Source organism: Sphingomonas sp. UBA978 (assembly GCF_002292295.1).
Classification (GTDB): domain Bacteria; phylum Pseudomonadota; class Alphaproteobacteria; order Sphingomonadales; family Sphingomonadaceae; genus Sphingomonas.
The window spans coordinates 16,619-37,113 of record NZ_DBBS01000004.1 but is presented as its reverse complement, the minus strand read 5'-3'; the positions used below and the strand labels follow the sequence as shown (position 1 = coordinate 37,113).

The 20,495-nt window shown below is 67.4% G+C and carries 16 protein-coding genes, 2 tRNA genes and 1 pseudogene; 8 read left to right on the top strand and 11 right to left on the bottom strand.

The features are described from left to right. Nucleotides 1-777, bottom strand: a pseudogene (locus B2515_RS01420) (DNA-directed RNA polymerase subunit beta'); the annotation flags it as partial. 164 nt (nt 778-941) lie between these two features. Then, a complete protein-coding gene (rpoB, locus tag B2515_RS01415) occupies nt 942-5,096 on the bottom strand; it encodes a DNA-directed RNA polymerase subunit beta (RefSeq protein ID WP_293872831.1) in 4,155 nt (1,384 codons plus the stop codon). A 379-nt stretch (nt 5,097-5,475) separates the two neighbouring features. On the opposite strand from rpoB, the gene B2515_RS01410 reads away from it, so the two are divergent. After that, a complete protein-coding gene (locus B2515_RS01410; RefSeq protein ID WP_293872829.1) occupies nt 5,476-6,588 on the top strand; it encodes a hypothetical protein in 1,113 nt (370 codons plus the stop codon). Between the two features lie 214 nt (nt 6,589-6,802). Here the strand turns inward: B2515_RS01410 and rplL are convergent, their stop codons facing one another. Next, nucleotides 6,803-7,177 carry a 50S ribosomal protein L7/L12 gene (rplL, locus tag B2515_RS01405; RefSeq protein WP_293872827.1) on the bottom strand — a complete coding sequence of 125 codons (375 nt, stop codon included), beginning with the start codon at nt 7,175-7,177 and terminating at the stop codon, nt 6,803-6,805. 75 nt (nt 7,178-7,252) lie between these two features. Next, nucleotides 7,253-7,768, bottom strand: coding sequence for a 50S ribosomal protein L10 (gene rplJ, locus B2515_RS01400; RefSeq protein ID WP_293872825.1), 516 nt, complete (start codon nt 7,766-7,768; stop codon nt 7,253-7,255). A 426-nt stretch (nt 7,769-8,194) separates the two neighbouring features. On the opposite strand from rplJ, the gene B2515_RS01395 reads away from it, so the two are divergent. The 3 genes from B2515_RS01395 to B2515_RS01385 all read left to right on the top strand — a co-directional run bounded on the left by B2515_RS01395 (nt 8,195) and on the right by B2515_RS01385 (nt 12,303). Continuing rightward, complete coding sequence (locus tag B2515_RS01395; RefSeq protein WP_293872834.1) at nt 8,195-10,684, top strand: PhoX family protein; 2,490 nt, start codon at nt 8,195-8,197, stop codon at nt 10,682-10,684. Between the two features lie 161 nt (nt 10,685-10,845). Next, a complete protein-coding gene (locus B2515_RS01390; protein ID WP_293872823.1) occupies nt 10,846-11,364 on the top strand; it encodes a hypothetical protein in 519 nt (172 codons plus the stop codon). A gap of 93 nt (nt 11,365-11,457) precedes the next feature. Further along, the gene (locus B2515_RS01385) at nt 11,458-12,303 is read left to right on the top strand and encodes an oxidoreductase (RefSeq protein ID WP_293872821.1); all 846 of its coding nucleotides are present in this window, start codon (nt 11,458-11,460) and stop codon (nt 12,301-12,303) included. An 81-nt stretch (nt 12,304-12,384) separates the two neighbouring features. Here B2515_RS01385 and rplA read toward each other — a convergent pair whose 3' ends face one another. From rplA to dinB, 4 genes are all read right to left on the bottom strand, one after another. Then, complete coding sequence (gene rplA, locus B2515_RS01380; RefSeq protein WP_293872820.1) at nt 12,385-13,077, bottom strand: 50S ribosomal protein L1; 693 nt, start codon at nt 13,075-13,077, stop codon at nt 12,385-12,387. A 4-nt stretch (nt 13,078-13,081) separates the two neighbouring features. Beyond that, a complete protein-coding gene (gene rplK, locus B2515_RS01375; protein WP_017978227.1) occupies nt 13,082-13,513 on the bottom strand; it encodes a 50S ribosomal protein L11 in 432 nt (143 codons plus the stop codon). Between the two features lie 216 nt (nt 13,514-13,729). After that, nucleotides 13,730-14,869, bottom strand: a complete 1,140-nt coding sequence (locus B2515_RS01370) for an SET domain-containing protein (protein ID WP_293872814.1) — start codon at nt 14,867-14,869, stop codon at nt 13,730-13,732. A gap of 64 nt (nt 14,870-14,933) precedes the next feature. Continuing rightward, nucleotides 14,934-16,025, bottom strand: coding sequence for a DNA polymerase IV (gene dinB / locus B2515_RS01365; protein ID WP_293872812.1), 1,092 nt, complete (start codon nt 16,023-16,025; stop codon nt 14,934-14,936). A gap of 412 nt (nt 16,026-16,437) precedes the next feature. On the opposite strand from dinB, the gene B2515_RS01360 reads away from it, so the two are divergent. After that, nucleotides 16,438-16,575 (top strand): hypothetical protein, encoded by a 138-nt coding sequence (locus tag B2515_RS01360; RefSeq protein WP_293872810.1) that lies wholly within the window; start codon nt 16,438-16,440, stop codon nt 16,573-16,575. A gap of 78 nt (nt 16,576-16,653) precedes the next feature. On the opposite strand, the gene B2515_RS01355 is transcribed toward B2515_RS01360, so the two are convergent. The 3 genes from B2515_RS01355 to B2515_RS01345 all read right to left on the bottom strand — a co-directional run bounded on the left by B2515_RS01355 (nt 16,654) and on the right by B2515_RS01345 (nt 17,370). Then, entirely contained in the window at nt 16,654-17,121 is a 468-nt protein-coding gene (locus B2515_RS01355) for a hypothetical protein (protein ID WP_293872808.1), read from the bottom strand. A 31-nt stretch (nt 17,122-17,152) separates the two neighbouring features. Then, nucleotides 17,153-17,229 (bottom strand) — tRNA-Arg (locus B2515_RS01350). A 64-nt stretch (nt 17,230-17,293) separates the two neighbouring features. After that, a tRNA-Pro gene (locus tag B2515_RS01345) sits at nt 17,294-17,370 on the bottom strand. Nucleotides 17,371-17,509: 139 nt separating this feature from the next. Here B2515_RS01345 and pnuC point away from each other — a divergent pair. From pnuC to lepA, 3 genes are read left to right on the top strand one after another with little or no spacing between them, the layout of a single operon-like run. Beyond that, nucleotides 17,510-18,094 (top strand): nicotinamide riboside transporter PnuC, encoded by a 585-nt coding sequence (pnuC, locus tag B2515_RS01340; protein WP_293872833.1) that lies wholly within the window; start codon nt 17,510-17,512, stop codon nt 18,092-18,094. Next, on the top strand, nt 18,091-18,612 hold the full coding sequence (locus tag B2515_RS01335; protein ID WP_293872806.1) for an AAA family ATPase: 522 nt from the start codon (nt 18,091-18,093) through the stop codon (nt 18,610-18,612). The genes pnuC and B2515_RS01335 overlap by 4 nt, the downstream gene beginning before the upstream one ends. A 41-nt stretch (nt 18,613-18,653) precedes the next feature. After that, entirely contained in the window at nt 18,654-20,477 is a 1,824-nt protein-coding gene (gene lepA / locus B2515_RS01330; protein ID WP_293872805.1) for a translation elongation factor 4, read from the top strand. Nucleotides 20,478-20,495 lie beyond the last annotated feature (18 nt).

Here is a 20,495-nt window from a genome sequence, read left to right as displayed (position 1 = left end):
GCCACCATCAAGCGGCACCAGCGGGCGCAGCTCGGGCGGAATAACCGGAATTACATCCAGAATCATCCGTTCCGGCAGCGCGCCGGACTCAATGAACGCTTCAACGATCTTGAGACGCTTGACGTATTTTTTACGCTTGGCCTCTGAGCCTGTCTCACGAAGATCAACGCGCAACTGCGCCCGGACTTCTTCGAGGTCCAGCGCCATCAGCATATCTTTGAGAGCCTCGGCACCGATTTTTGCGGTGAAGGCCTCATCGCCGAACTCTTCCTGCTTCTCGAGATAATCTTCCTCGCTGAGAAGCTGGTGCAGTTCCAAATCCGTCAGACCGGGTTCGGTGACAATGTAGTTCTCGAAATAGAGCACCCGCTCCAGATCACGCAGCGTGGCATCAAGCAACATTGCAATGCGGCTGGGAAGTGACTTCAGGAACCAGATATGCGCAACCGGTGACGCCAGCTCGATATGGCCCATCCGCTCACGGCGCACACTCTGAAGCGTAACTTCGACACCGCATTTCTCGCAGACGATGCCGCGATACTTCATCCGCTTATATTTGCCGCACAGGCATTCGTAATCCTTGATCGGACCGAAGATGCGCGCGCAGAACAGGCCGTCACGCTCGGGCTTGAACGTGCGATAGTTGATGGTTTCGGGCTTCTTGATCTCGCCGAACGACCACGAGCGGATCTTGTCGGGCGAGGCGATGCCGATCTGGATCTGGTCGAAGGTCTCGGGCTTTGCGATCGGGTTCGCGAAGTTGGTCAGTTCGTTCATGGGGATGAACCTCTCAGAATTCTTTTCTCCTCTCCCAACGGGAGAGGAAGGGGCCCGCCAGCGAAGCTGGTGGGAAGGTGAGGGCAGGGCAGCGAACTGTCCTCACCCTTCCGCGGCCTGCGGCCGCTCCCTCCCTCTCCCGGCGGAAGAGGGAGAGTGGTGGCTTACTCCGCCGCGATCGCGATGCCGCCCTCGTCGTCCACGTCCTGCATGGTCTTGAGGTCGACGTTGAGGCCGAGGCTGCGCATTTCCTTGACGAGCACGTTGAAGCTCTCGGGGATGCCGGCCTCGAACGTGTCGTCGCCCTTGACGATCGCCTCATAGACCTTGGTGCGGCCGACGACGTCGTCCGACTTCACCGTCAGCATCTCCTGGAGCGTGTACGCCGCGCCATAGGCCTGGAGCGCCCAGACCTCCATCTCGCCGAAGCGCTGGCCGCCGAACTGCGCCTTGCCGCCCAGCGGCTGCTGGGTGACCAACGAATACGGCCCGATCGAACGCGCGTGGATCTTGTCGTCCACGAGGTGGTGCAGCTTGAGCATGTAGATGATGCCCACCGTCACCTTGCGGTCGAACTTGTCGCCCGTGCGTCCGTCGAACAGCTCCGACTGGCCCGACGTGTCGAGGCCCGCCAGCTCCAGCATCGCCGACACGTCGCTCTCGCGTGCGCCGTCGAACACCGGGGTGCCCATCGGGATGCCGGTGCGGATGTTGTGCACCAGCTCGACGATCTCGTCCGGATCGCGGCTCTGGATGTCCTCGGCATAATGATCGCCATAGACCTCGATCAGCCGCGCCTTGACCGCGTCGGGCATCTCGCCCGCCTTGGCGTCCGGGTTGGCATCACGCCAGTCCTCGAGCGCACTGGCGACCTGCATGCCCAGGTTGCGGGCAGCCCAGCCGAGGTGCGTTTCGAAGATCTGCCCGACGTTCATGCGGCTCGGCACGCCCAGCGGGTTGAGCACGAGATCGACCGGCGTCCCGTCGGCGAGGAACGGCATGTCCTCCGCCGGCAGGATGCGGCTGATGACGCCCTTGTTGCCGTGACGGCCGGCCATCTTGTCGCCCGGCTGCAGCTTGCGCTTCACCGCGACGAAGACCTTGACCATCTTGAGCACGCCCGGCGGCAGCTCGTCGCCCCGCTCCAGCTTCTCGCGACGGTCGTGGAACTTGTCGGTGATCCGCTTGGCCGCCTCGTCATACTGCTGCTTGACGGCTTCGAGGTCGGCCTGGACCTTGTCGTCGGCAACCGCGAACTTCCACCATTCGTGGCGGTCGACGCTGTCGAGCAGGTCCATGTCGATCGTCGCGCCCTTCTTCAGGCCCTTCGGCACGGCGGTCGCCACCTGGTCGAGCAGCATCTCGCGCAGGCGCGACCATGTGGCACGGTTCAGGATGGTGCGCTCGTCGTCCGAATCCTTCTTCAGGCGCTCGATCTCCTCGCGCTCGATCGCCATCGCGCGCTCGTCCTTGTCGATGCCGTGGCGATTGAAGACGCGGACGTCGACGATCGTGCCGGCAACGCCCGGCGGCAGGCGCAGCGAGGTGTCGCGCACGTCGCTCGCCTTTTCGCCGAAGATGGCGCGAAGCAGCTTCTCTTCCGGCGTCATCGGGCTCTCGCCCTTCGGCGTGATCTTGCCGACCAGGATATCGCCCGGCTCGACCTCGGCGCCGACATAGACGATGCCCGCCTCGTCGAGGTTGCGCAGTGCTTCCTCGCCGACGTTGGGGATGTCGCGCGTGATGTCCTCCGGCCCGAGCTTGGTGTCGCGGGCCATCACCTCGAACTCGTCGATGTGGATCGACGTGAACACGTCGTCCTTCACGATCCGCTCGCTGATGAGGATCGAATCCTCGTAGTTGTAGCCGTTCCAGGGCATGAACGCGACGAGCGCGTTGCGACCCAGCGCCAGCTCGCCGAACTCGGTCGAGGGACCGTCGGCGATGACGTCGCCGGCGTTGACCACGTCGCCCACCTTCACCAGCGGACGCTGGTTGATGCAGGTCGACTGGTTCGAACGCTGGAACTTCATCAGCGTGTAGATGTCGACGCCCGACTTGGCCGAATCGACCTCACCGGTGGCGCGCACGACGATGCGGCTGGCATCGACCTGGTCGACGATGCCGGCGCGCTTGGCGGCGATCGCGGCGCCCGAATCGCGCGCCACGGTCTCTTCCATGCCGGTGCCGACGAACGGCGCTTCCGCCTTCACCAGCGGCACGGCCTGACGTTGCATGTTCGAGCCCATCAGCGCGCGGTTGGCGTCATCGTTTTCCAGGAACGGAATGAGCGACGCGGCGACCGACACCAGCTGCTTCGGGCTGACGTCCATCAGCGTGATCGTCTCGGGCAGCGCCATCAGGAATTCGCCGGCCTGACGCGCGGACACGAGGTCCTCGGCGAAGCTGCTGTCGTCCTTCAGTTCGGCCGAGGCCTGCGCGATCGTGTGCTTGGCCTCTTCCATCGCCGACAGATAGACGACGTCGTCGGTCACCTTGCCGTCGATGATCTTGCGGTACGGCGTCTCGATGAAGCCGTATTTGTTGACCCGGCTGAACGAGGCGAGGCTGTTGATGAGGCCGATGTTCGGGCCTTCCGGCGTCTCGATCGGGCAGATGCGGCCATAATGCGTCGGGTGAACGTCGCGGACCTCGAAGCCCGCACGCTCACGCGTCAGACCGCCCGGCCCGAGCGCCGAGACGCGACGCTTGTGCGTCACTTCGGACAGCGGGTTGGTCTGGTCCATGAACTGCGACAGCTGCGACGAGCCGAAGAATTCACGCACCGCGGCCACCGCCGGCTTGGCGTTGATAAGGTCGTTCGGCATGACGGTCGACACGTCGACCGACGACATGCGCTCCTTCACGGCGCGCTCCATGCGGAGCAGGCCGACGCGATACTGGTTCTCGAGCAGCTCGCCCACCGAACGCACGCGGCGGTTGCCGAGGTTGTCGATGTCGTCGATCTCGCCCTTGCCGTCCTTCAGGCCGACCAGCGTCTTGATGACGGCGAGGATGTCCTCGCTGCGCAGCGTCGTCACCGTGTCCTCGGCATCGAGGTCGAGGCGCATGTTGAGCTTGACGCGGCCGACGGCCGACAGGTCGTAGCGGTCCGGATCGAAGAACAGGCCGGCGAACAGCGCTTCGGCCGTCTCCAGCGTCGGCGGCTCGCCGGGGCGCATGACGCGATAGATGTCGGACAGCGCCTGCTCGCGCTCCTCGGCCTTGTCGGCCTTGAGCGTGTTGCGGATCCACGCGCCGGTCGAGACATGGTCGATGTCGAGCAGTTCGATCGTGTCGATGCCCGCCTTGTCGAGCGCCTCGAGGTTCTCGGCGCCGATCTCGTCGCCGGCCTCGACATAGATCTCGCCCGTCGCCTCGTTGATGAGGTCATAGGCCGAATAGCGGCCGAAGATTTCCTCGGTCGGGATCAGCAGCTGGGTGAGGCCGTCCTTGGCCGCCTTGTTGGCGGCGCGGGGGCTGATCTTCTGCTGCGCGGCGAACACCACTTCACCGCTCGAGGCGTCGACGATGTCGAACAGCGGCTTGACGCCGCGCCAGTTCTCGGCGGCGAAGGGGATGATCCAGCCGCCCTGGCCGCGCACGTAGGTGACGCGGTTGTAGAAGTGGTTGAGGATGTCCTCGCTGGTCATGCCGAGCGCATAGAGCAGCGCCGTCACCGGCAGCTTGCGCTTGCGGTCGATACGGACGTTGACGATGTCCTTGGCGTCGAATTCGAAGTCGAGCCACGAGCCGCGATACGGGATGACGCGCGCGGCGAACAGATATTTGCCGCTGGCGTGGGTCTTGCCGCGGTCATGGTCGAACAGCACGCCCGGCGACCGGTGCATCTGGCTGACGATCACGCGCTCGGTGCCGTTGATGAAGAAGGTGCCGTTCTCGGTCATGAGCGGCATGTCGCCCATGTAGACGTCCTGCTCCTTGATATCGATGACCGACTTGGCCTCGGTATCCGGATCGACCTCGAACGCGGTCAGGCGCAGCGTGACGCGCATCGGCGCGGCGTAGGTGATGCCCCGCTGGCGGCATTCCTCGACGTCGAACTTCGGCGGTTCGAGCACGTAATCGTCGAAGTCGAGATAGGCGGTGCCGGCGAAATCCTGGATCGGGAACACGCTGCGCAGCGTCTTCTCGAGGCCCGACACATGGCCGGTGCTCTTGTCCGAACGCAGGAACTGCTCGTAGCTTTCGCGCTGAACCTCGATCAGGTTCGGCATCTGGATGACTTCGTGGATGTCCCCGAAGATCTTGCGGATGCGCCGCTTTGCGGTGCTGCCCTGGATCGCCTTGGTGGCCATGATCGTTATGCCCTCAGTCGTGGCCTGCCCGCGAACGCGGGTGCGGCCGGAATATCGTGCCCGGAAACCTCCGGAGCGGGACGCGAGCAGCGACGCAAAAAAGCCGATCGCATCGCAGTGCGTCGGCCTTCAGCGTCTATGAAACCGCGGCTTCCTATTCGTACGATGCACTGCGCGACGGCGCATCATGTCCCGAAAGCTGTGGTGAGAGGCGGATATAGGACCGGTGTTGGTGCCTGTCAAAGGGGGAGGGGCCAATGCCGGTCCAACAGCATGCCTCGCCCTGCCGACCCGGCGGGGCGTTTCGTCGCAGCACGGATGGCGGCGTGGCGCGGTTCACTAAGGAGCGCGCAAAGGCTTTCGGGTGAGTACAGGGTCCATGAACATTTCGCGGCGCGCGCGTACAGGCGCGATCGCCATGCTGCTGGCGGGAACGGCGGCCGGCGCCGCGGCGCAGACGTCGGGGGGCACGCCGCCCCAGACGATCCCCGGCCTCGACGGGTTCAGCCTGCCCTCCTCGCAGCCCACCCCCACGCCGGTGCCGAGCCCCGAGCCGACGCCCGCCACGCCCCCGACGCCCGCCGCGACCCCGGCGCCGCGCCCGACCCCGACCCCGACGGCAAGGGCGACGCCGCGCGCCGAGGTGCGCCCGACGCCGACACCGACACCGACGTCGACCGCGACCGCCTCTCCCGCACCGCGGGCGACACCGACGCCTGCGCCGAGCGCGACGCCGATCCTCGCACCGGCACCGGTGGCGTCCCCGACCGCGACGCCCGTCCCGGCCGCCGTCGCGCCGGAAAGCGGGGACGGCTGGCCGCTCTGGCCGATCGGCGGCGTCGTGCTCGCCGCTGCGGCGGGTGTCTGGTGGTATCGTGCGCGCCGTCGCGTTACGCTTCCCCTGCTGGCGCCGGCTATCGAGCCAGACCCCGTCGATCCGCCGCCTACGCCCGCGCCGGCTCCGGCTCCGGCTCCGGCGCCGGTCGCCGCGGAGCGCGCCCGGCTCGCGCTGGCGCTCCAGCCGCGCCGCGCCGGCCTCAACCTGCTCAGCGCGACGGTCGAAGGCGAGCTGCTGGTCCGCAACGACGGCGTCGTGCCCGCGACCGGCATCCGCATCGGCGCGGCGCTGATCGGCGCCTCGGCCGGCCCGCCCGGCGACGTCGCCGCGCTGTTCGCGCAACCGGTGGCGCGCCCGGTCACGCCCGCCTTCGCGCTCGCCCCCGGCGAGGAGCGCCGCGTGCGGATCGTCGTCGCGCTGCCGCGTGCCGATATCCGGCCGCTGGATGCCGGCGGACGGGCGATGTTCGTGCCGGTCGTCGCGGTCAACGCGCTCTACGATGCCGGCGGTGGCGACGGGCAGGCGGCGCAGGCGTTCGCGGTCGGCGTCGAGCGCGTCGACAGCGCCAAGCTGGCGCCGCTGTGGCTCGACCAGCCGGCGCGCATGTACGATGCGCTCGGCACGCGCCCCTATGCGGCGGCGATCGCGCGCTGAGGGGAAGCGTACCCTAGAGGCGCACCGGGGCCGGGCAGGGCATTGCTCGCAAACGCAAAAAAGGGCGGCTTCCCTCGCGGGAGCCGCCCTTTTTCGTGTCGCTCGGCTGGCTGGGCCGGTCATCGGCGAAGCCCATGACGTCGGACGGCACCGGTGCCGCCGGCCGGCCTTGCGGAGGGGCGGGCAGCGTGCTGCCCGTCGCCTCCGCTGCGGCTTACTTCAGCTCGACGGTCGCGCCGGCGTCTTCGAGCTGCTTCTTGACCTTCTCGGCCTCGTCCTTGTTCACGCCTTCCTTGACGGCCTTCGGCGCGCCCTCGACGAGAGCCTTCGCTTCGGTCAGGCCCAGGCCGGTGATCGCGCGGACTTCCTTGATGACGTTGATCTTCTTGCCACCGTCGCCGGTCAGGATGACGTCGAATTCGGTCTTCTCTTCAGCGGCCGGAGCGGCTGCGCCACCGCCGGCTGCCGGTGCTGCGACCGCTGCTGCGGCCGAAACGCCCCACTTCTCTTCGAGCAGCTTCGACAGCTCGGCTGCTTCGAGGACGGTCAGTTCGCTCAGGCTCTCAACGAGCGCGTTCAGGTCTGCCATGGTACTTCCTTCATATGTCGGGGCATGCGCCCCACAGTGTCAGTTGAAATTCGCTTGTCCAAAAGCGCCTGGAATTCAGGCGGCTTCCTTCTCGGCATAAGCCGACAGCACGCGCGCGATCTGCGCCGCGGGAGCCTGGGTGATGGTCGCGAGCTTCGTTGCCGGAGCAACGATGAGGCCGACGATCTTCGCCCGGAGTTCATCCAGCGAGGGCAGGGTAGCGAGCGCTTGCACGCCAGCGAGGTCGAGAGGGGTCGCACCCATCGCTCCGCCCACGATTTCGAACTTGTCGTTCGTCTTCGCGAATTCGACCGCAACCTTCGCTGCGGCGACCGGATCGATCGAGGTGGCGAGGCCGACGGGGCCCGTGAGCATGTCGCCCACCGAACCGTAATCGGTGCCATCCAGTGCGATCTTGGCAAGCTTGTTCTTCGAGACCTTGTAGGTCGCGCCGGCATCACGCATCGCGTTGCGCAGTCGGGTGGACTGGGCAACCGTCATTCCGTTGTTGCGGGTGACAACCACCACGCCGACCTCGGAAAAGGTGCGATTCAACTCGGCAACGGCCGCGGCCTTTTGAGCACGATCCATGCCATTCTCCACGTTTGAACGGACTGCGCGAACAGCCCGCCCGGTTACAAACCGGTGGGGAAAACCCCGCCGGGGTTGTCCATCGATGGGGAAGGCACCCGTGAAGGGCGGCAGACCGGCACGCGCTGACGCGATCCGGTCGTGAATTCCTGTCCCCGTCTCGGCAGGACATTAAGCTGCGGCAAATTCCGCGGCACCTGCTGTCTCGGACGGATGCACGGCGGGCGAACCCGTCGGCAAGGCCGCGCTCATAGCGGAAAGCGGCGGCGAGTCAACCGAGCGCGGCGCACGCCCGGCGCCGTCTCCGATCCGTCATCAACCCTTCATCGTCCCGTCATCCGGGCGCAACCCGAATGCCGCTTTTCCCCTCCAAAGCAACGCCATCGGCGGCGCGCTGCCGCAAAATCCGGGGGAAATATCATGACGATGCCGAACCAGCCGACGATCGGCTACGACGATGGCGACATCGATACCAACCAGACCGCCAATCCGCATATCGCCGACCTGATCGCCTCGCGCTATTCGCGGCGGCAGACGCTGCACGGCGGCCTGTCGGCGATGACCGCGGCGGTGTTCGGCAGCACGATGCTGACCGCCTGCGACAAGGACGACGATCGCCGCGCCACCACCGTCACCGCCGGGTCGGCGATCACCACCTCGGCCGGCAAGACCGTGACGCTCAGCGGCGCGGTGACCAGCGGCAATTCCTCGGCCGCCAGCTGGACGCAGATCGGCGGCCCGATCGTGACGCTGACCAACGGCGCCACCGGCACCGCCAGCTTCACCGCCCCCGCGGTCACCGCGTCGACGGTGCTCGGCTTCCGCTTCAGCAGCCGCTCGTCGGACGGCATCACCTCCACCGCCGACACCACCGTCACCGTCGCGCCCGCCACGCTCGATTTCACCGCCGTGCCCAAGAGCCTCGCGGATATCGTCGCGGTGCCGTCGGGCTATCAGGTGACGGTGCTCTACCGCCTCGGCGATCCGATCAACGCCAGCGTCGGCGCCTATGCTAACGACGGCAGCGACACGACCTTCTCGGCGCGCGCCGGCGATCATCATGACGGCATGAGCTTCTTCGGCCTCGCCGCGACCGGCACCACCCCCGATGCCAACAACAGCAGCCGCGGCCTGCTGGTGATGAACCACGAAAACATCACCGAAAGCTATCTGCACCCGAACGGCCCGACCAACCTCGCCGACGGGCCGCGCCCGACCGCCGAGGCGCTCAAGGAGATCGAGGCGCACGGCGTCAGCGTCATCGAGATCACGCGCGGCAGCACCGGCTGGTCCTATGTGCCGACCGGCAGCCTCAACCGTCGCATCACCCCGTTCACGCCGATGAGCTTCTCGGGACCGGTCGCGGGCAATGCGCTGCTGTTCACCGCCTTCTCTCCCACGGGACGCGCGGGCCGCGGCACGATCAACAATTGCGCCAACGGCACGATGCCGTGGATGACCTATTGCACCGCCGAGGAAAACTGGGCCGGCTATTACCGGCGCGAGGCGGGCGACAATGCCCGCCGCACGACGGCGCTCGGCGCGCGTTCGGTCGTCGCCTTCAACCGCTACGGGCTCGGCATGGGCAGCGGCGATACCCTGCGCAAGGGCAATTACGTTTGGGCGACCGCCGCGGCCCCGGCAGCGGGCGACACCCGCATCGCCAAGTTCAATGCGACGCTCGATCCGGCACAGCCCGCCAATGGCAGCGGCGATTTCCGCAACGAGCCCAACCAGTACGGCTGGATCGTCGAGATCGATCCGTTCGATCCCGCCTCGACCCCGCGCAAGCGCACCGCGCTCGGTCGCATGAACCATGAGGGCGTCGTCCCGGGCCGGATGGTGCCGGGCGTCCGTCCCGCCTTCTATATGGGCGACGATGCGCAGAACGAATATGTCTACAAGTTCGTCTCTGCGACGCCCTGGGCCGCAGCGGATGCGACCGCCGCCAATCGCCTCGCGATCGGTGACAAATATCTCGACAGCGGCACGCTCTACGTGGCGAAGATGAATGCCGATGGCAGCGGCCAGTGGCTGCCGCTGACCTTCGGCACCGCGCCGCTGACGGGGGCCAATGCCGCTTATGCCTTCACCGACCAGGCCGACGTGCTCACCCACGCCCGCCTTGCTGGCGATGCGCTGGGCGCGACCCGCATGGACCGTCCGGAATGGACCGCGGTCAATCCGGTCAGCGGCGAGATGTACCTGACGCTGACCAACAACTCCTCGCGCACCGTCGCCACCACCGACGCGGCCAATCCGCGCGCCTATAGCGATCCCAAGACCACCGGCGGCGCGACCAACGGCAATGCCAACGGCCATGTCTTCCGCCTCCGCGAAACCGGCGACAGCAGCGAATCGCTCGGCTTCACCTGGGACATCTATGCCTTCGGTGCGGGCAGCGACCTCAACCCCGCCAACATCAACCTGTCGAACCTCGATGCCACCAACGACTTCTCGTCGCCGGACGGCCTGTGGTTCGCGCGTCCGACCAACGTCGCGGGGCAGGGGACGCCCCTGCTGTGGATCCAGACCGACGACGGCGCCTATACCGACGTCACCAATTGCATGATGCTGGCCGCGATCCCGGGCAGCGTCGGCGATGGCGGCACGCGGACGATCACCAACAGCCTCAACGGCGCGGTCGGATCGCAGACGACGCGGATCGGCAAGGCGCCGGGTGCGGCGCTGAAGCGTTTCCTCGTCGGGCCGAAGCAGTGCGAGATCACCGGCATCGATTCGACGCCGGACGGCCGTACCCTGTTCGTCAACATCCAGCATCCGGGCGAAGGCGGCGGCCCGACCAACATCACCAGCAACTGGCCGCAGAGCCAGGCGACGGGGACCGGCACCGGTCGCCCGCGCTCGGCGACGATCGTCATCACCAAGACGGATGGCGGTATCGTCGGCCTGTAAGGCCCGGAGGCTGCCGGGGACGTCGCTGCGTCCCCGGCACGCCCACCGGCGACACCTGTCCATTCCGGTCCGACTTACCGGCTGTTAACCTTTCCCGTGCATGACGCTGCGATGACGTCCGCCATGCTCTTCACCGATCGCGCTCGCGCCGGACGGCGTCGGTGAAGCAGCGGGAACCCCGTCGCAAGGTCATGCTGCGCGCCCGCATGCGCTGCGGCGCTGACTGGGACGACGTGCTGATCCACAACATGTCGTCGCGCGGGCTGCTCGCCACCGCCGACACGCCGTGTCCGCGCGGGACGGTGATCGAGATCCGCCGCATCCATCACGTCATCATCGGCCGCGTCGTCTGGCAGAAGGGCGCCTATTTCGGCGTCCGCACGCAGGACCGGATCGACATCGACGGCATCCTCGCCGCCAAGCCGCCGACCGACAAGCCCGCGCCCTCGCAGGACGATCGTCGCGCCGCCGACCGGCCCTCCGCGTCGATCGCCGATCGCGAGGCGCGCAGCCGCTATGTCGCGCGCATGGTCCAGTTCGCGGTGATGATCGCGGTCGTCGGCACCGCGGCGCTGCTGATGGCGAGCGAGATCGGCAGCGTGCTGTCGCGTCCGTTCGCGACGATCGGGGCGAATCTCGACGGCAGTGCCACGCACGCCGCCGACCACGCGACGCCCTGACCCCGGCCTGACCGGCACGGGGACGCCGGGGGAACCGGGCGCGGGGCTGCGGCATTGCTGCGGCATCCGTCCTTTTTCCCAAGGTGCCATGGCATGACGTTACCCACCAATCCCGTGTGGTTCATCACCGGCTGTTCGACCGGCTTCGGCCGCGACCTCGCGCGGCTGGTGCTGGATCGCGGCTGGCGGGCCGTGGTGACGGCGCGCGATGCGGCGCGCGTCGCCGATCTGGTCGCGGGGCACGAGGATCGCGCGCTCGCGCTCGCGCTCGACGTCACCGATGCGCCCGGCGTCACCCGCGCGGTGGCCGCGGCGGAGGATCGCTTCGAGCGGATCGACGTGCTGGTGAACAATGCCGGCTACGGCTATCAGGCCAGCGTCGAGGAGGGGCAGGACGACGCGATCCGCGCCCAGTTCGAAACCAACGTGTTCGGCCTCTTCGCCCTAACCCGCGCCACCCTCCCCGGCATGCGCACGCGGCGGCAGGGGCATATCGTCAACTTCACCTCGGTCGCGGGGCTCGTCGGCTTTCCCGGCTCGGGCTATTATGCCGCGTCGAAACATGCGGTCGAGGGCTGGTCGGACAGTCTCGCCGCCGAGGTGGGCCCGCTCGGCATCGCGGTCACCTGCGTCGAACCGGGGCCGTTCCGCACCGACTGGGCGGGACGTTCGTTGCAGCAGACGCCGGTGACGATCGTCGACTATGCCGACACCGCCGGTGCGCGGCTCGACAGCACGCGTGGGTATAGCGGCGAGCAGCCCGGCGACCCGGTCCGCGCCGGCGAGGCGATCATCGCGGTGACGGAAGAGCCCAATCCGCCGCGCCATCTGGTGCTCGGCCAGTTCGGCTATGACGCCGTCACGGGCAAGCTGAAGGAGCGGCTGGCGGAGATCGAGAGCCGCCGCGATCAGGCGCTGGGGGCGGACTTCCCGGCATAGCCCCCGTCATCGCGGGCAATGCACGCAAAAAGGGCCGGGATCGCTCCCGGCCCTTTTCATGTCGTCGTGAGCTAGGAACGCTTACGCGCCAGCCACCTCGGCGGTGTCGACGCGGATGCCCGGGCCCATCGTCGAGCTGACGGCGACCTTGCGGACATACTTGCCCTTGGCGCCCGACGGCTTGGCCTTCACGACCGCATCGACCAGCGCGTCGAAGTTGCGACGCAGGTCTTCCTGCGTGAACGACGCCTTGCCGATGCCGGAGTGGATGATGCCGGCCTTCTCGACGCGATACTCGACCTGGCCGCCCTTGGCCGCCTTGACGGCTTCGGCGACGTTCATCGTCACGGTGCCGAGCTTCGGGTTCGGCATCAGGCCCTTGGGACCCAGCACCTTGCCGAGGCGGCCGACGACGCCCATCATGTCCGGGGTCGCGATGCAGCGATCGAAGTCGATCGTGCCGCCCTGGATCGTCTCCATCAGGTCTTCCGCACCGACGACGTCGGCACCGGCCGCCAGTGCTTCCTCGGCCTTCGCGCCGCGGGCGAACACGCCGACGCGGACGGTCTTGCCGGTGCCGGCGGGCAGCGTCACGACGCCGCGGACCATCTGGTCGGCATGGCGCGGATCGACGCCCAGGTTCAGCGCGACCTCGATGGTCTCGTCGAACTTGGCGGTGGCATTCTGCTTGGCGAGGCTGATCGCCTGATCGACGCCGTGCAGCGTCTCAGGGTTGATCGCGTTGCTCTTCTGCTTCTTGGTCAGCTTGGCCATGATCTCAGCCCTCCGTCACTTCGAGGCCCATCGCGCGGGCGGAGCCTTCGATGATCTTGGTCGCTGCCTCGATGTCGTTGGCGTTCAGGTCCTTCATCTTGGTCTGGGCGATCTCGGCGAGCTTGCTGCGCGCGATCTTGCCGGCGACGACCTTGCCCGGCTCCTTCGAGCCCGACTTCAGGCCGGCGGCCTTCTTGATGAGGAACGAGGCCGGCGGCGTCTTGATCTCGAACGAGAACGAACGGTCGGCATAGACGGTGATCTTCGTGGGCAGGGGCGTGCCCTTGTCCATGTCGGTCGTCTGCGCGTTGAACGCCTTGCAGAATTCCATGATGTTCACGCCGCGCTGACCCAGCGCCGGGCCGATCGGCGGGGCGGGCTTCGCGTCGCCTGCAGGAACCTGCAGGTTGATGTAACCTGTGATTTTCTTTGCCATGTCACTCTCGTTTCAAGTTTAGCGGTCCAGACGGGCGCCGGGGCACCCTCCCGCAAGCATCCAGCCATGAGCGTGGAAGCGCGGGCCCTTAGCCGCAATCCGGTCCGCGGGCAAGAGTGCGGACGACAGCGGCGACATGGACAACATGAACACCCCCGGTAAAACAATCCCGCCCGATCGCTCGAGCGACGTCAGGCCGTTACAGGCGGTCGTGCCCTACGCCGCCGCTTCGTGCGGGGATTCGCGCACGGGTTCGCGCAGATAGGGGGCGACGATGCCGCTGGCGCGGTAGCGGTCCTGCACCTCCGCCGGCAGCAAGGCGAATGCCCGGACCACCCGCCGGCATTCCACGCTGCCGCAGGCGCAGTCCATCGACCAGTCCGCATCCGCCAGCGTCGTCGAATAGTCCCACGCGATCTCCTCCCCCGGCGCGATGGCGCGTAGCGCGGTCAGGAACACGCCGCCGTCGGTGAAGCGGAGGCCGGCGTTGGGGGAGCAGCTGTGGTTGATGAGGTCGTCTATGCGTCCCGACGGGCCCATGTAGCGGTCGCGCGCGACCTGGAGGAAGCGGTCGGTCGCGCCGCTGAGGCCGCGCGGCAGCCGCGATGCCGGGACGGTCCGCCCGGAAAAGCGCACGATCGTCTCGCCCTCCGCGAAGCCCCGCGCCGCGAACACCGCCTTGCCCAGATGCGTCTCCGCGACGGCGAAGGGGTTGACGGGCAGATAGGCGTCGAGCACGCGCAGCCCGCCCTCGCGCCGCCCGAACGAGCGCAGCGGGTTGAGCGTCGCCAGCCCGACCATCAGCCACACGCTGGCGTGGCAGAGCAGCTCGACCATCACATAGGCATATTCGCCGACCCCCGAGCCGCTGCTGCGCGTCGCGACGATCAGCGTGGCGAGGTCGCCGAGCGTCCACAATCCCCAGGCCGGCGAGCGTTCGCGGGCGCGATCCTCCCACACGCTCGCCCAGGTCGGCCAGAAGCCCAGCGGCACCGCCGCGACGACCAGCATATGCGCCCAGAACGTCTCCTCGAGCAGCAGCCACAGTACGATCGCGCCGAAGCTCGCCGCCATGCAGATCGTTTCGGTGGGGGAGGGGGCGGTCCAGCGCGATCGCCGCCACATCGCCAGCGTCACCACGATGCACGCCATCGCCGACATCGCGAAGACGAGGCCCTGCGGCTCGCCGGGATTGACCGCCAGATAGGTCGCCGCCTCCACCCCGGTCGCCACCGCCCAGATCAGCCAGGACGCGCGGCTCGGTTCGACCAGATGACGGCGCAGCCCGGCGAGATAGATGCCATAGCCCGCCAGGCCCAGCACCATCGCCGCAATGAACCACGCCTCGCCCGTCATGCCCCCACCCGCATTGGTTAACGATCGGTAACCGACAATCAGCGGCCCGTCGAGGGGAGGGGATTCAGAGCGGCAGGCTGGGTTGCACCTCTTCCGCGTCGGGGGCGTCGCCGAGGATGCCGGACAGCGTCAGCCCGAGCAGGCGCACCCCGTCCGGCACCGGCAGCTGCGCGTCGAGCAGGTCGATCCCCGCCGCCAGGAACGCCGCCTCGTCCGCGACCGGCAGGGTGAAGGAGCGCGCCCGCGTGATCGTGTGGAAATCGGAATGGCGGAGCTTCAGCGTCACCGTCCGCCCGCGCGTGCCGGACCGGTCGATCCGCACCCATGCCGCCTCCGCGACGCGGGCGAGCGCGGCGTGCAGATCGGCGCGGTCGGAAAAATTGGTCTCGAACGTCCGCTCCGCCCCGACCGACTTCGACTGACGGTGCGCGCGGACCGGCCGATGGTCCTCGCCGCGCGCCGCGCGGAACAGATAGTCGGCATAGGACCCGAAATGCGCCTGCAGGAACGCCAGCGGCCGGTCGCGCAGATCGGCACCGCTGAGAATGCCGAGCGATTCCATCTTCTTCGCGGTCACTGGTCCGACGCCATGGAAGCGCTTGACCGGCAGCGAGGCGACGAAGGCAGCGCCCTTGTGCGGCGGGATTACGCAGATGCCGTCGGGCTTGTTCTGGTCCGAGGCGAGCTTGGCGATGAACTTGTTGTAGCTCACCCCGGCCGAGGCGGTGAGGCCGGTATCGGCGCGGATACGGGCGCGGATCTCCTCGGCGATCGCCTTCGCCGAGCCCAGTTGGCGCAGGTCGGTGGTGACGTCGAGATAGGCCTCGTCGAGCGACAGCGGCTCGACCAGGTCGGTGTAATCGGCGAAGATCGCCCGGATCTGCCGCGACACCCCGCTGTAGACGTCGAACCGCGGCCGCACGAAGACGAGGTCGGGGCAGCGCCGGATCGCGGTGACCGAGGGCATCGCGCTGCGTACACCGAAGGCGCGCGCCTCGTAACTCGCCGCCGCGACCACGCCGCGGGCGCGCGACCCGCCGACCGCGACCGGTCGCCCCCGCAGCGTCGGGTCGTCGCGCTGTTCGACCGACGCATAGAAGGCGTCCATGTCGACATGGATCACCTTTCTCTGCGGAGGCGCTTCGTCATCGGCCATGTCCCCGTTTCGTTCCAATTGCGTCGCGGATCAAGGGCTTGGGCCAGGGTGCGTCGGGAGATGCCGATGGGATGGCAGGACCCGGCCTTGCGCCGGGCGCGTGCCATGTTGTGCGGGATAGCAAACGGTACGTGAGCCCGTCCTCACCCTTCCGCCGCTTTGCGGCTCCCTCCAGTATCGGGTCGATCATGCCCCCAGCATGATCTGAACAGCACAGGGTGCTGTTCACCCGATACTCCCGACGGGAGAGGGAAAAGACGCCAAAGGCGGCGAAGGGTGAGGGCAGGGGCGAAGCATTTACGATTGCACCGGATGCAATCGTGCCAAGCCATATTGCAATTGCGGCACTAACCTCCCGGCAACATATGCGAGGCTAATGTTGCGTTGCAGCAATCCTCCCCGGGAGCCCGATATGTTCAGCCTGATCGCCGCCGTCATTTCCTATCGCCGCCAGACCGCCGCCGCGGCCCGCATCGCCGCGCCGATGCAGCCGGCACGCACCGTCGCCAACGATCGTGCCGATGCCGTGCGGTTCGCCCGCGCCGCCTGATCGTTTCCGTTTCGACCGACCGAAAGGGGCTGGACGGTTGCCGTCCGGCCCCTTCGTCGTTTCCGGATATCGGTGCCGCTATTCGGCGGGTTGTTCCGCGTCGGCGCCGGCGAGCGCCGCCTCGACCTCCGCCTCGGTGATGCCGAATGCGCCGGCAAGGCCCGACACCGACGCGCCGCGTTTGGCGAGCTCGCGCATCCGTCCGATGTCGACGATGGTCGTATAGCCGCGGGTATCGCGCTGTTTGCGCACCACGTCCTTGCGCCCCGAGCCGCGGCGGCGCTGCGCGGCGGCGGCATGGGGATCGCCCTCCGCCTTGCGCTCTTCCTCGATCCGGCGGGCGGTGCGTGCCTCTTCGCGGGCACGGATATCGGCCTCGCGCTCGACCGCGCGGATTTCCAGCCGTTGCTCCATCGCCGCGGCGCGTTCGCGGCTGCGATCCTCGCGGGCACGGGCGCGCTCGGCGGCGCGCTCATCGGGGCTGGCGTTGGTCCTGACGCGGAACGACGGCGTCGACGGGGCGGCGCCCCAGCTCTTGTCGACCAAAGCGGCGGCTCCGGCTAATAATCCTGGAAAATGGTGCGCCCGGAACGATTCGAACGTCCGACCCTCAGATTCGTAGTCTGATGCTCTATCCAGCTGAGCTACGGGCGCATGGCGGAGCGGTTCGGGCACCGCCCCTGATGTACCAGGCAATCCACTGCCGAAGCGGTTGAAATGGTCGGGAAGAGAGGATTCGAACCTCCGGCCCCTGCCTCCCGAAGACAGTGCTCTACCAGGCTGAGCTACTCCCCGACGGAGTTCGATCGCCACCCTTTCCAAGGGGCGACCGTGCTTGGAGGCGCGCCTATAGCCACGCCCGAAACGGGATGCAAGCACCGGATGTGCGGTCTTGCGAAATCCGCCGGCATCGCCTTAGGCAGCAAGCGTGAACATGGTCCCGGCCTTCGTCGAACCCCTCGCCGCCGCGCTGGTCGTGGTCAATGTCGCGCTCGTCGCGCGGCGCGACATGTGGAACTTTCCGGTCGCGCTGGTCGCGGTCGCGATCTACGCCTGGGTCTTCGCCGGCGCGCGGCTCTACAGCGATATGCTGCTGCAGGCCTTCTTCTTCGCCGCCAACCTCTATGGCTGGGCGAACTGGACGCGCAGCCGGGCGCAGGCGGGGGAGGTGGTGATCGAGCGGCTCGATCCCGCCGCACGGGCCATGTGGCTGGCCGGCGGGATCGCGACCTGCACGCTGTGGGGCATGCTGATGCATCGCTACACCGATGCGTCCTATCCGTGGTGGGATGCGGTGATCGCCATCGCCTCGGTCGCGGCGCAGCTGTTGCAGGCGCGACGCAGGATCGAAAGCTGGTGGCTGTGGATCGCGGTCGATGTCGCGAGCATGCCGCTCTACGCCGCCAAGGGCTTGTGGTTTACCTGCGCGCTCTACGGCGTGCTGCTGGCGCTGTCGCTCTACGGCCTGTCCGGCTGGCGGCGTGCGCAGGCACGGGCGCGGGCGCTGGTGCCGGCATGACGCCGCGTTCGATCTGCCTGCACGGGCCGGAGAGCAGCGGCAAGTCGACGATGATGCCCCGGCTCGCGCAGCATTTCGGTGGCGTCCCCAGCGTTGCCGAATTCGGCCGCACCTATTGCGAGGCGTTCGGCACCGACCTGACGATGGCCGACCTGGTCGAGATCGGGAAGGGGCATGACGCCAAGACGCGCAGTGCGCTCGCCGAGCGTCATTATCCCGTGATCCTCGACACCGATCCGCTGATGACCGCGGTGTGGGCGGACATGATGTTCGGCCGGCGCGATCCGTGGTTCGCGACCTGGACCAACACTGCGGACCTGTACCTGCTGTTCGACATCGACCTGCCCTGGGTCGAGGACGGCACCCGCATGTTCGGGTCGGCGCGGGACCGGCGGCGGTTCTTCGACCTCAGCCGGGCGATCCTGGAGGAACGCGGCGTGCCGTGGGCGCTCGTCTCCGGCGAAGGTTCGGTGCGCTACCTCAACGCGCTGCGCGCGATCGAGCAGCTGACCCGCTGACCCCCTTTGGCAAGCCCGCGACACCCTGCTAGGGGCCGCGCATGACGACCCCGCTTTCCACGATCCGTAACTTCTCGATCATCGCCCATATCGACCATGGCAAGTCGACGCTCGCCGACCGGCTGATCCAGCGCACCGGCGGCCTGACCGACCGCGAAATGTCGAGTCAGGTGCTCGACAATATGGATATCGAGAAGGAGCGCGGCATCACGATCAAGGCGCAGACCGTGCGCCTGTCCTATCCGGCCAAGGACGGCATCACCTATACGCTCAACCTGATGGACACGCCGGGCCACGTCGACTTCGCCTATGAGGTCAGCCGCAGCCTCGCCGCCTGCGAGGGCGCGCTGCTGGTGGTCGATGCGGCGCAGGGGGTCGAGGCGCAGACGCTCGCCAACGTCTATCAGTCGATCGAGCACGACCATGAGATCGTGCCGGTCATCAACAAGATCGACCTGCCCGCCGCCGAGCCCGAGATGGTGCGCAAGGAGATCGAGGACGTCATCGGCCTCGACGCGTCGCAAGCGGTGCTGGCCAGCGCCAAGTCGGGGATCGGCATCGACGAGATCCTCGAGGCGATCGTCACCCGCATTCCCGCGCCGAAGGGCGATGCGACCGCGCCGTTGAAGGCGATGCTGGTCGACAGCTGGTACGACCCCTATCTGGGCGTCGTCATCCTCGTCCGCGTCATGGAGGGCGTGCTGAAGAAGGGGCAGCAGGTCAGCTTCATGCAGGCCGGCACCACGCATCTGGTCGACCGCGTCGGCTGTTTCCGGCCCAAGATCGAGCAGCTGACTGACCTCGGCCCCGGCGAGATCGGCTTCATCACCGCGCAGATCAAGGACGTCGCGCAGGCGCGCGTCGGCGACACGCTGACCGACACCAAGAAGCCCGCCGCCGAGGCGCTGCCGGGCTTCAAGGAGGTCCAGCCGGTGGTGTTCTGCGGCCTGTTCCCGGTCGACGCCAATGACTTCGAGAAGCTGCGCGAGAGCATCAGCAAGCTGCGGCTCAACGATGCGAGTTTCAGCTTCGAGATGGAGACGTCGGCGGCATTGGGCTTCGGCTTCCGTTGCGGCTTCCTCGGGCTGTTGCATCTGGAAATCATCCAGGAGCGGCTGACCCGCGAATACGACCTCGATCTCATCACCACCGCGCCGTCGGTGGTCTACCAGATCGAGCTGACCCATCCCGACCCGGCCGGGATCACGCAGATCGACCTGCACAATCCCGCCGACATGCCCGACGTCAACAAGATCAAGACGATCAGCGAGCCGTGGATCAACGCGACGATCTACGTCCCCGACGAATATCTCGGCTCGATCCTGAAATTGTGCCAGGACCGTCGCGGCATTCAGCAGAACCTGACCTATGTCGGCGGGCGCGCGCAGGCGACCTACGAGCTGCCGCTCAACGAGGTGGTGTTCGACTTCTACGACCGGCTGAAATCGCTGTCGAAGGGCTATGCCAGCTTCGACTACACACAGATCGGCTATCGCGAAGGCGACCTCGTCAAGATGAGCATCCTCGTCAACGAGGAGCCGGTCGACGCGCTCAGCATGATCGTCCACCGCGGCACCGCTGAGACGCGCGGCCGCGGCATGGTCGAGCGGCTCAAGGAACTGATCCCGCGCCACCTGTTCAAGATTCCGATCCAGGCGGCGATCGGCGGCAAGGTGATCGCGCGCGAGACGATCAGCGCGATGCGCAAGGACGTCACCGCCAAATGCTACGGCGGCGACGCCACCCGCAAGCGCAAGCTGCTCGACAAGCAGAAGAAGGGCAAGGCGAAGATGCGCGAATACGGCTCGGTCAGCATCCCGCAGGAAGCCTTCATCGCCGCGCTGCGCATGGGGGACGAGGGCTGAGGCGCGGCCGGCCGCGGG

What these genes read in the sequence shown, in the direction of transcription:
- rpoB (WP_293872831.1), bottom strand. Translation starts at nt 5,096, where the DNA reads ATGGCCACCAAGGCGATCCAGGGCAGCACCGCAAAGCGGCGCATCCGC.
- B2515_RS01410 (WP_293872829.1), top strand. Translation starts at nt 5,476, where the DNA reads ATGAACATTTCGCGGCGCGCGCGTACAGGCGCGATCGCCATGCTGCTG.
- rplL (WP_293872827.1), bottom strand. Translation starts at nt 7,177, where the DNA reads ATGGCAGACCTGAACGCGCTCGTTGAGAGCCTGAGCGAACTGACCGTC.
- rplJ (WP_293872825.1), bottom strand. Translation starts at nt 7,768, where the DNA reads ATGGATCGTGCTCAAAAGGCCGCGGCCGTTGCCGAGTTGAATCGCACC.
- B2515_RS01395 (WP_293872834.1), top strand. Translation starts at nt 8,195, where the DNA reads ATGCCGAACCAGCCGACGATCGGCTACGACGATGGCGACATCGATACC.
- B2515_RS01385 (WP_293872821.1), top strand. Translation starts at nt 11,458, where the DNA reads ATGACGTTACCCACCAATCCCGTGTGGTTCATCACCGGCTGTTCGACC.
- rplA (WP_293872820.1), bottom strand. Translation starts at nt 13,077, where the DNA reads ATGGCCAAGCTGACCAAGAAGCAGAAGAGCAACGCGATCAACCCTGAG.
- rplK (WP_017978227.1), bottom strand. Translation starts at nt 13,513, where the DNA reads ATGGCAAAGAAAATCACAGGTTACATCAACCTGCAGGTTCCTGCAGGC.
- B2515_RS01370 (WP_293872814.1), bottom strand. Translation starts at nt 14,869, where the DNA reads ATGACGGGCGAGGCGTGGTTCATTGCGGCGATGGTGCTGGGCCTGGCG.
- dinB (WP_293872812.1), bottom strand. Translation starts at nt 16,025, where the DNA reads ATGGCCGATGACGAAGCGCCTCCGCAGAGAAAGGTGATCCATGTCGAC.
- B2515_RS01360 (WP_293872810.1), top strand. Translation starts at nt 16,438, where the DNA reads ATGTTCAGCCTGATCGCCGCCGTCATTTCCTATCGCCGCCAGACCGCC.
- pnuC (WP_293872833.1), top strand. Translation starts at nt 17,510, where the DNA reads ATGGTCCCGGCCTTCGTCGAACCCCTCGCCGCCGCGCTGGTCGTGGTC.
- B2515_RS01335 (WP_293872806.1), top strand. Translation starts at nt 18,091, where the DNA reads ATGACGCCGCGTTCGATCTGCCTGCACGGGCCGGAGAGCAGCGGCAAG.
- lepA (WP_293872805.1), top strand. Translation starts at nt 18,654, where the DNA reads ATGACGACCCCGCTTTCCACGATCCGTAACTTCTCGATCATCGCCCAT.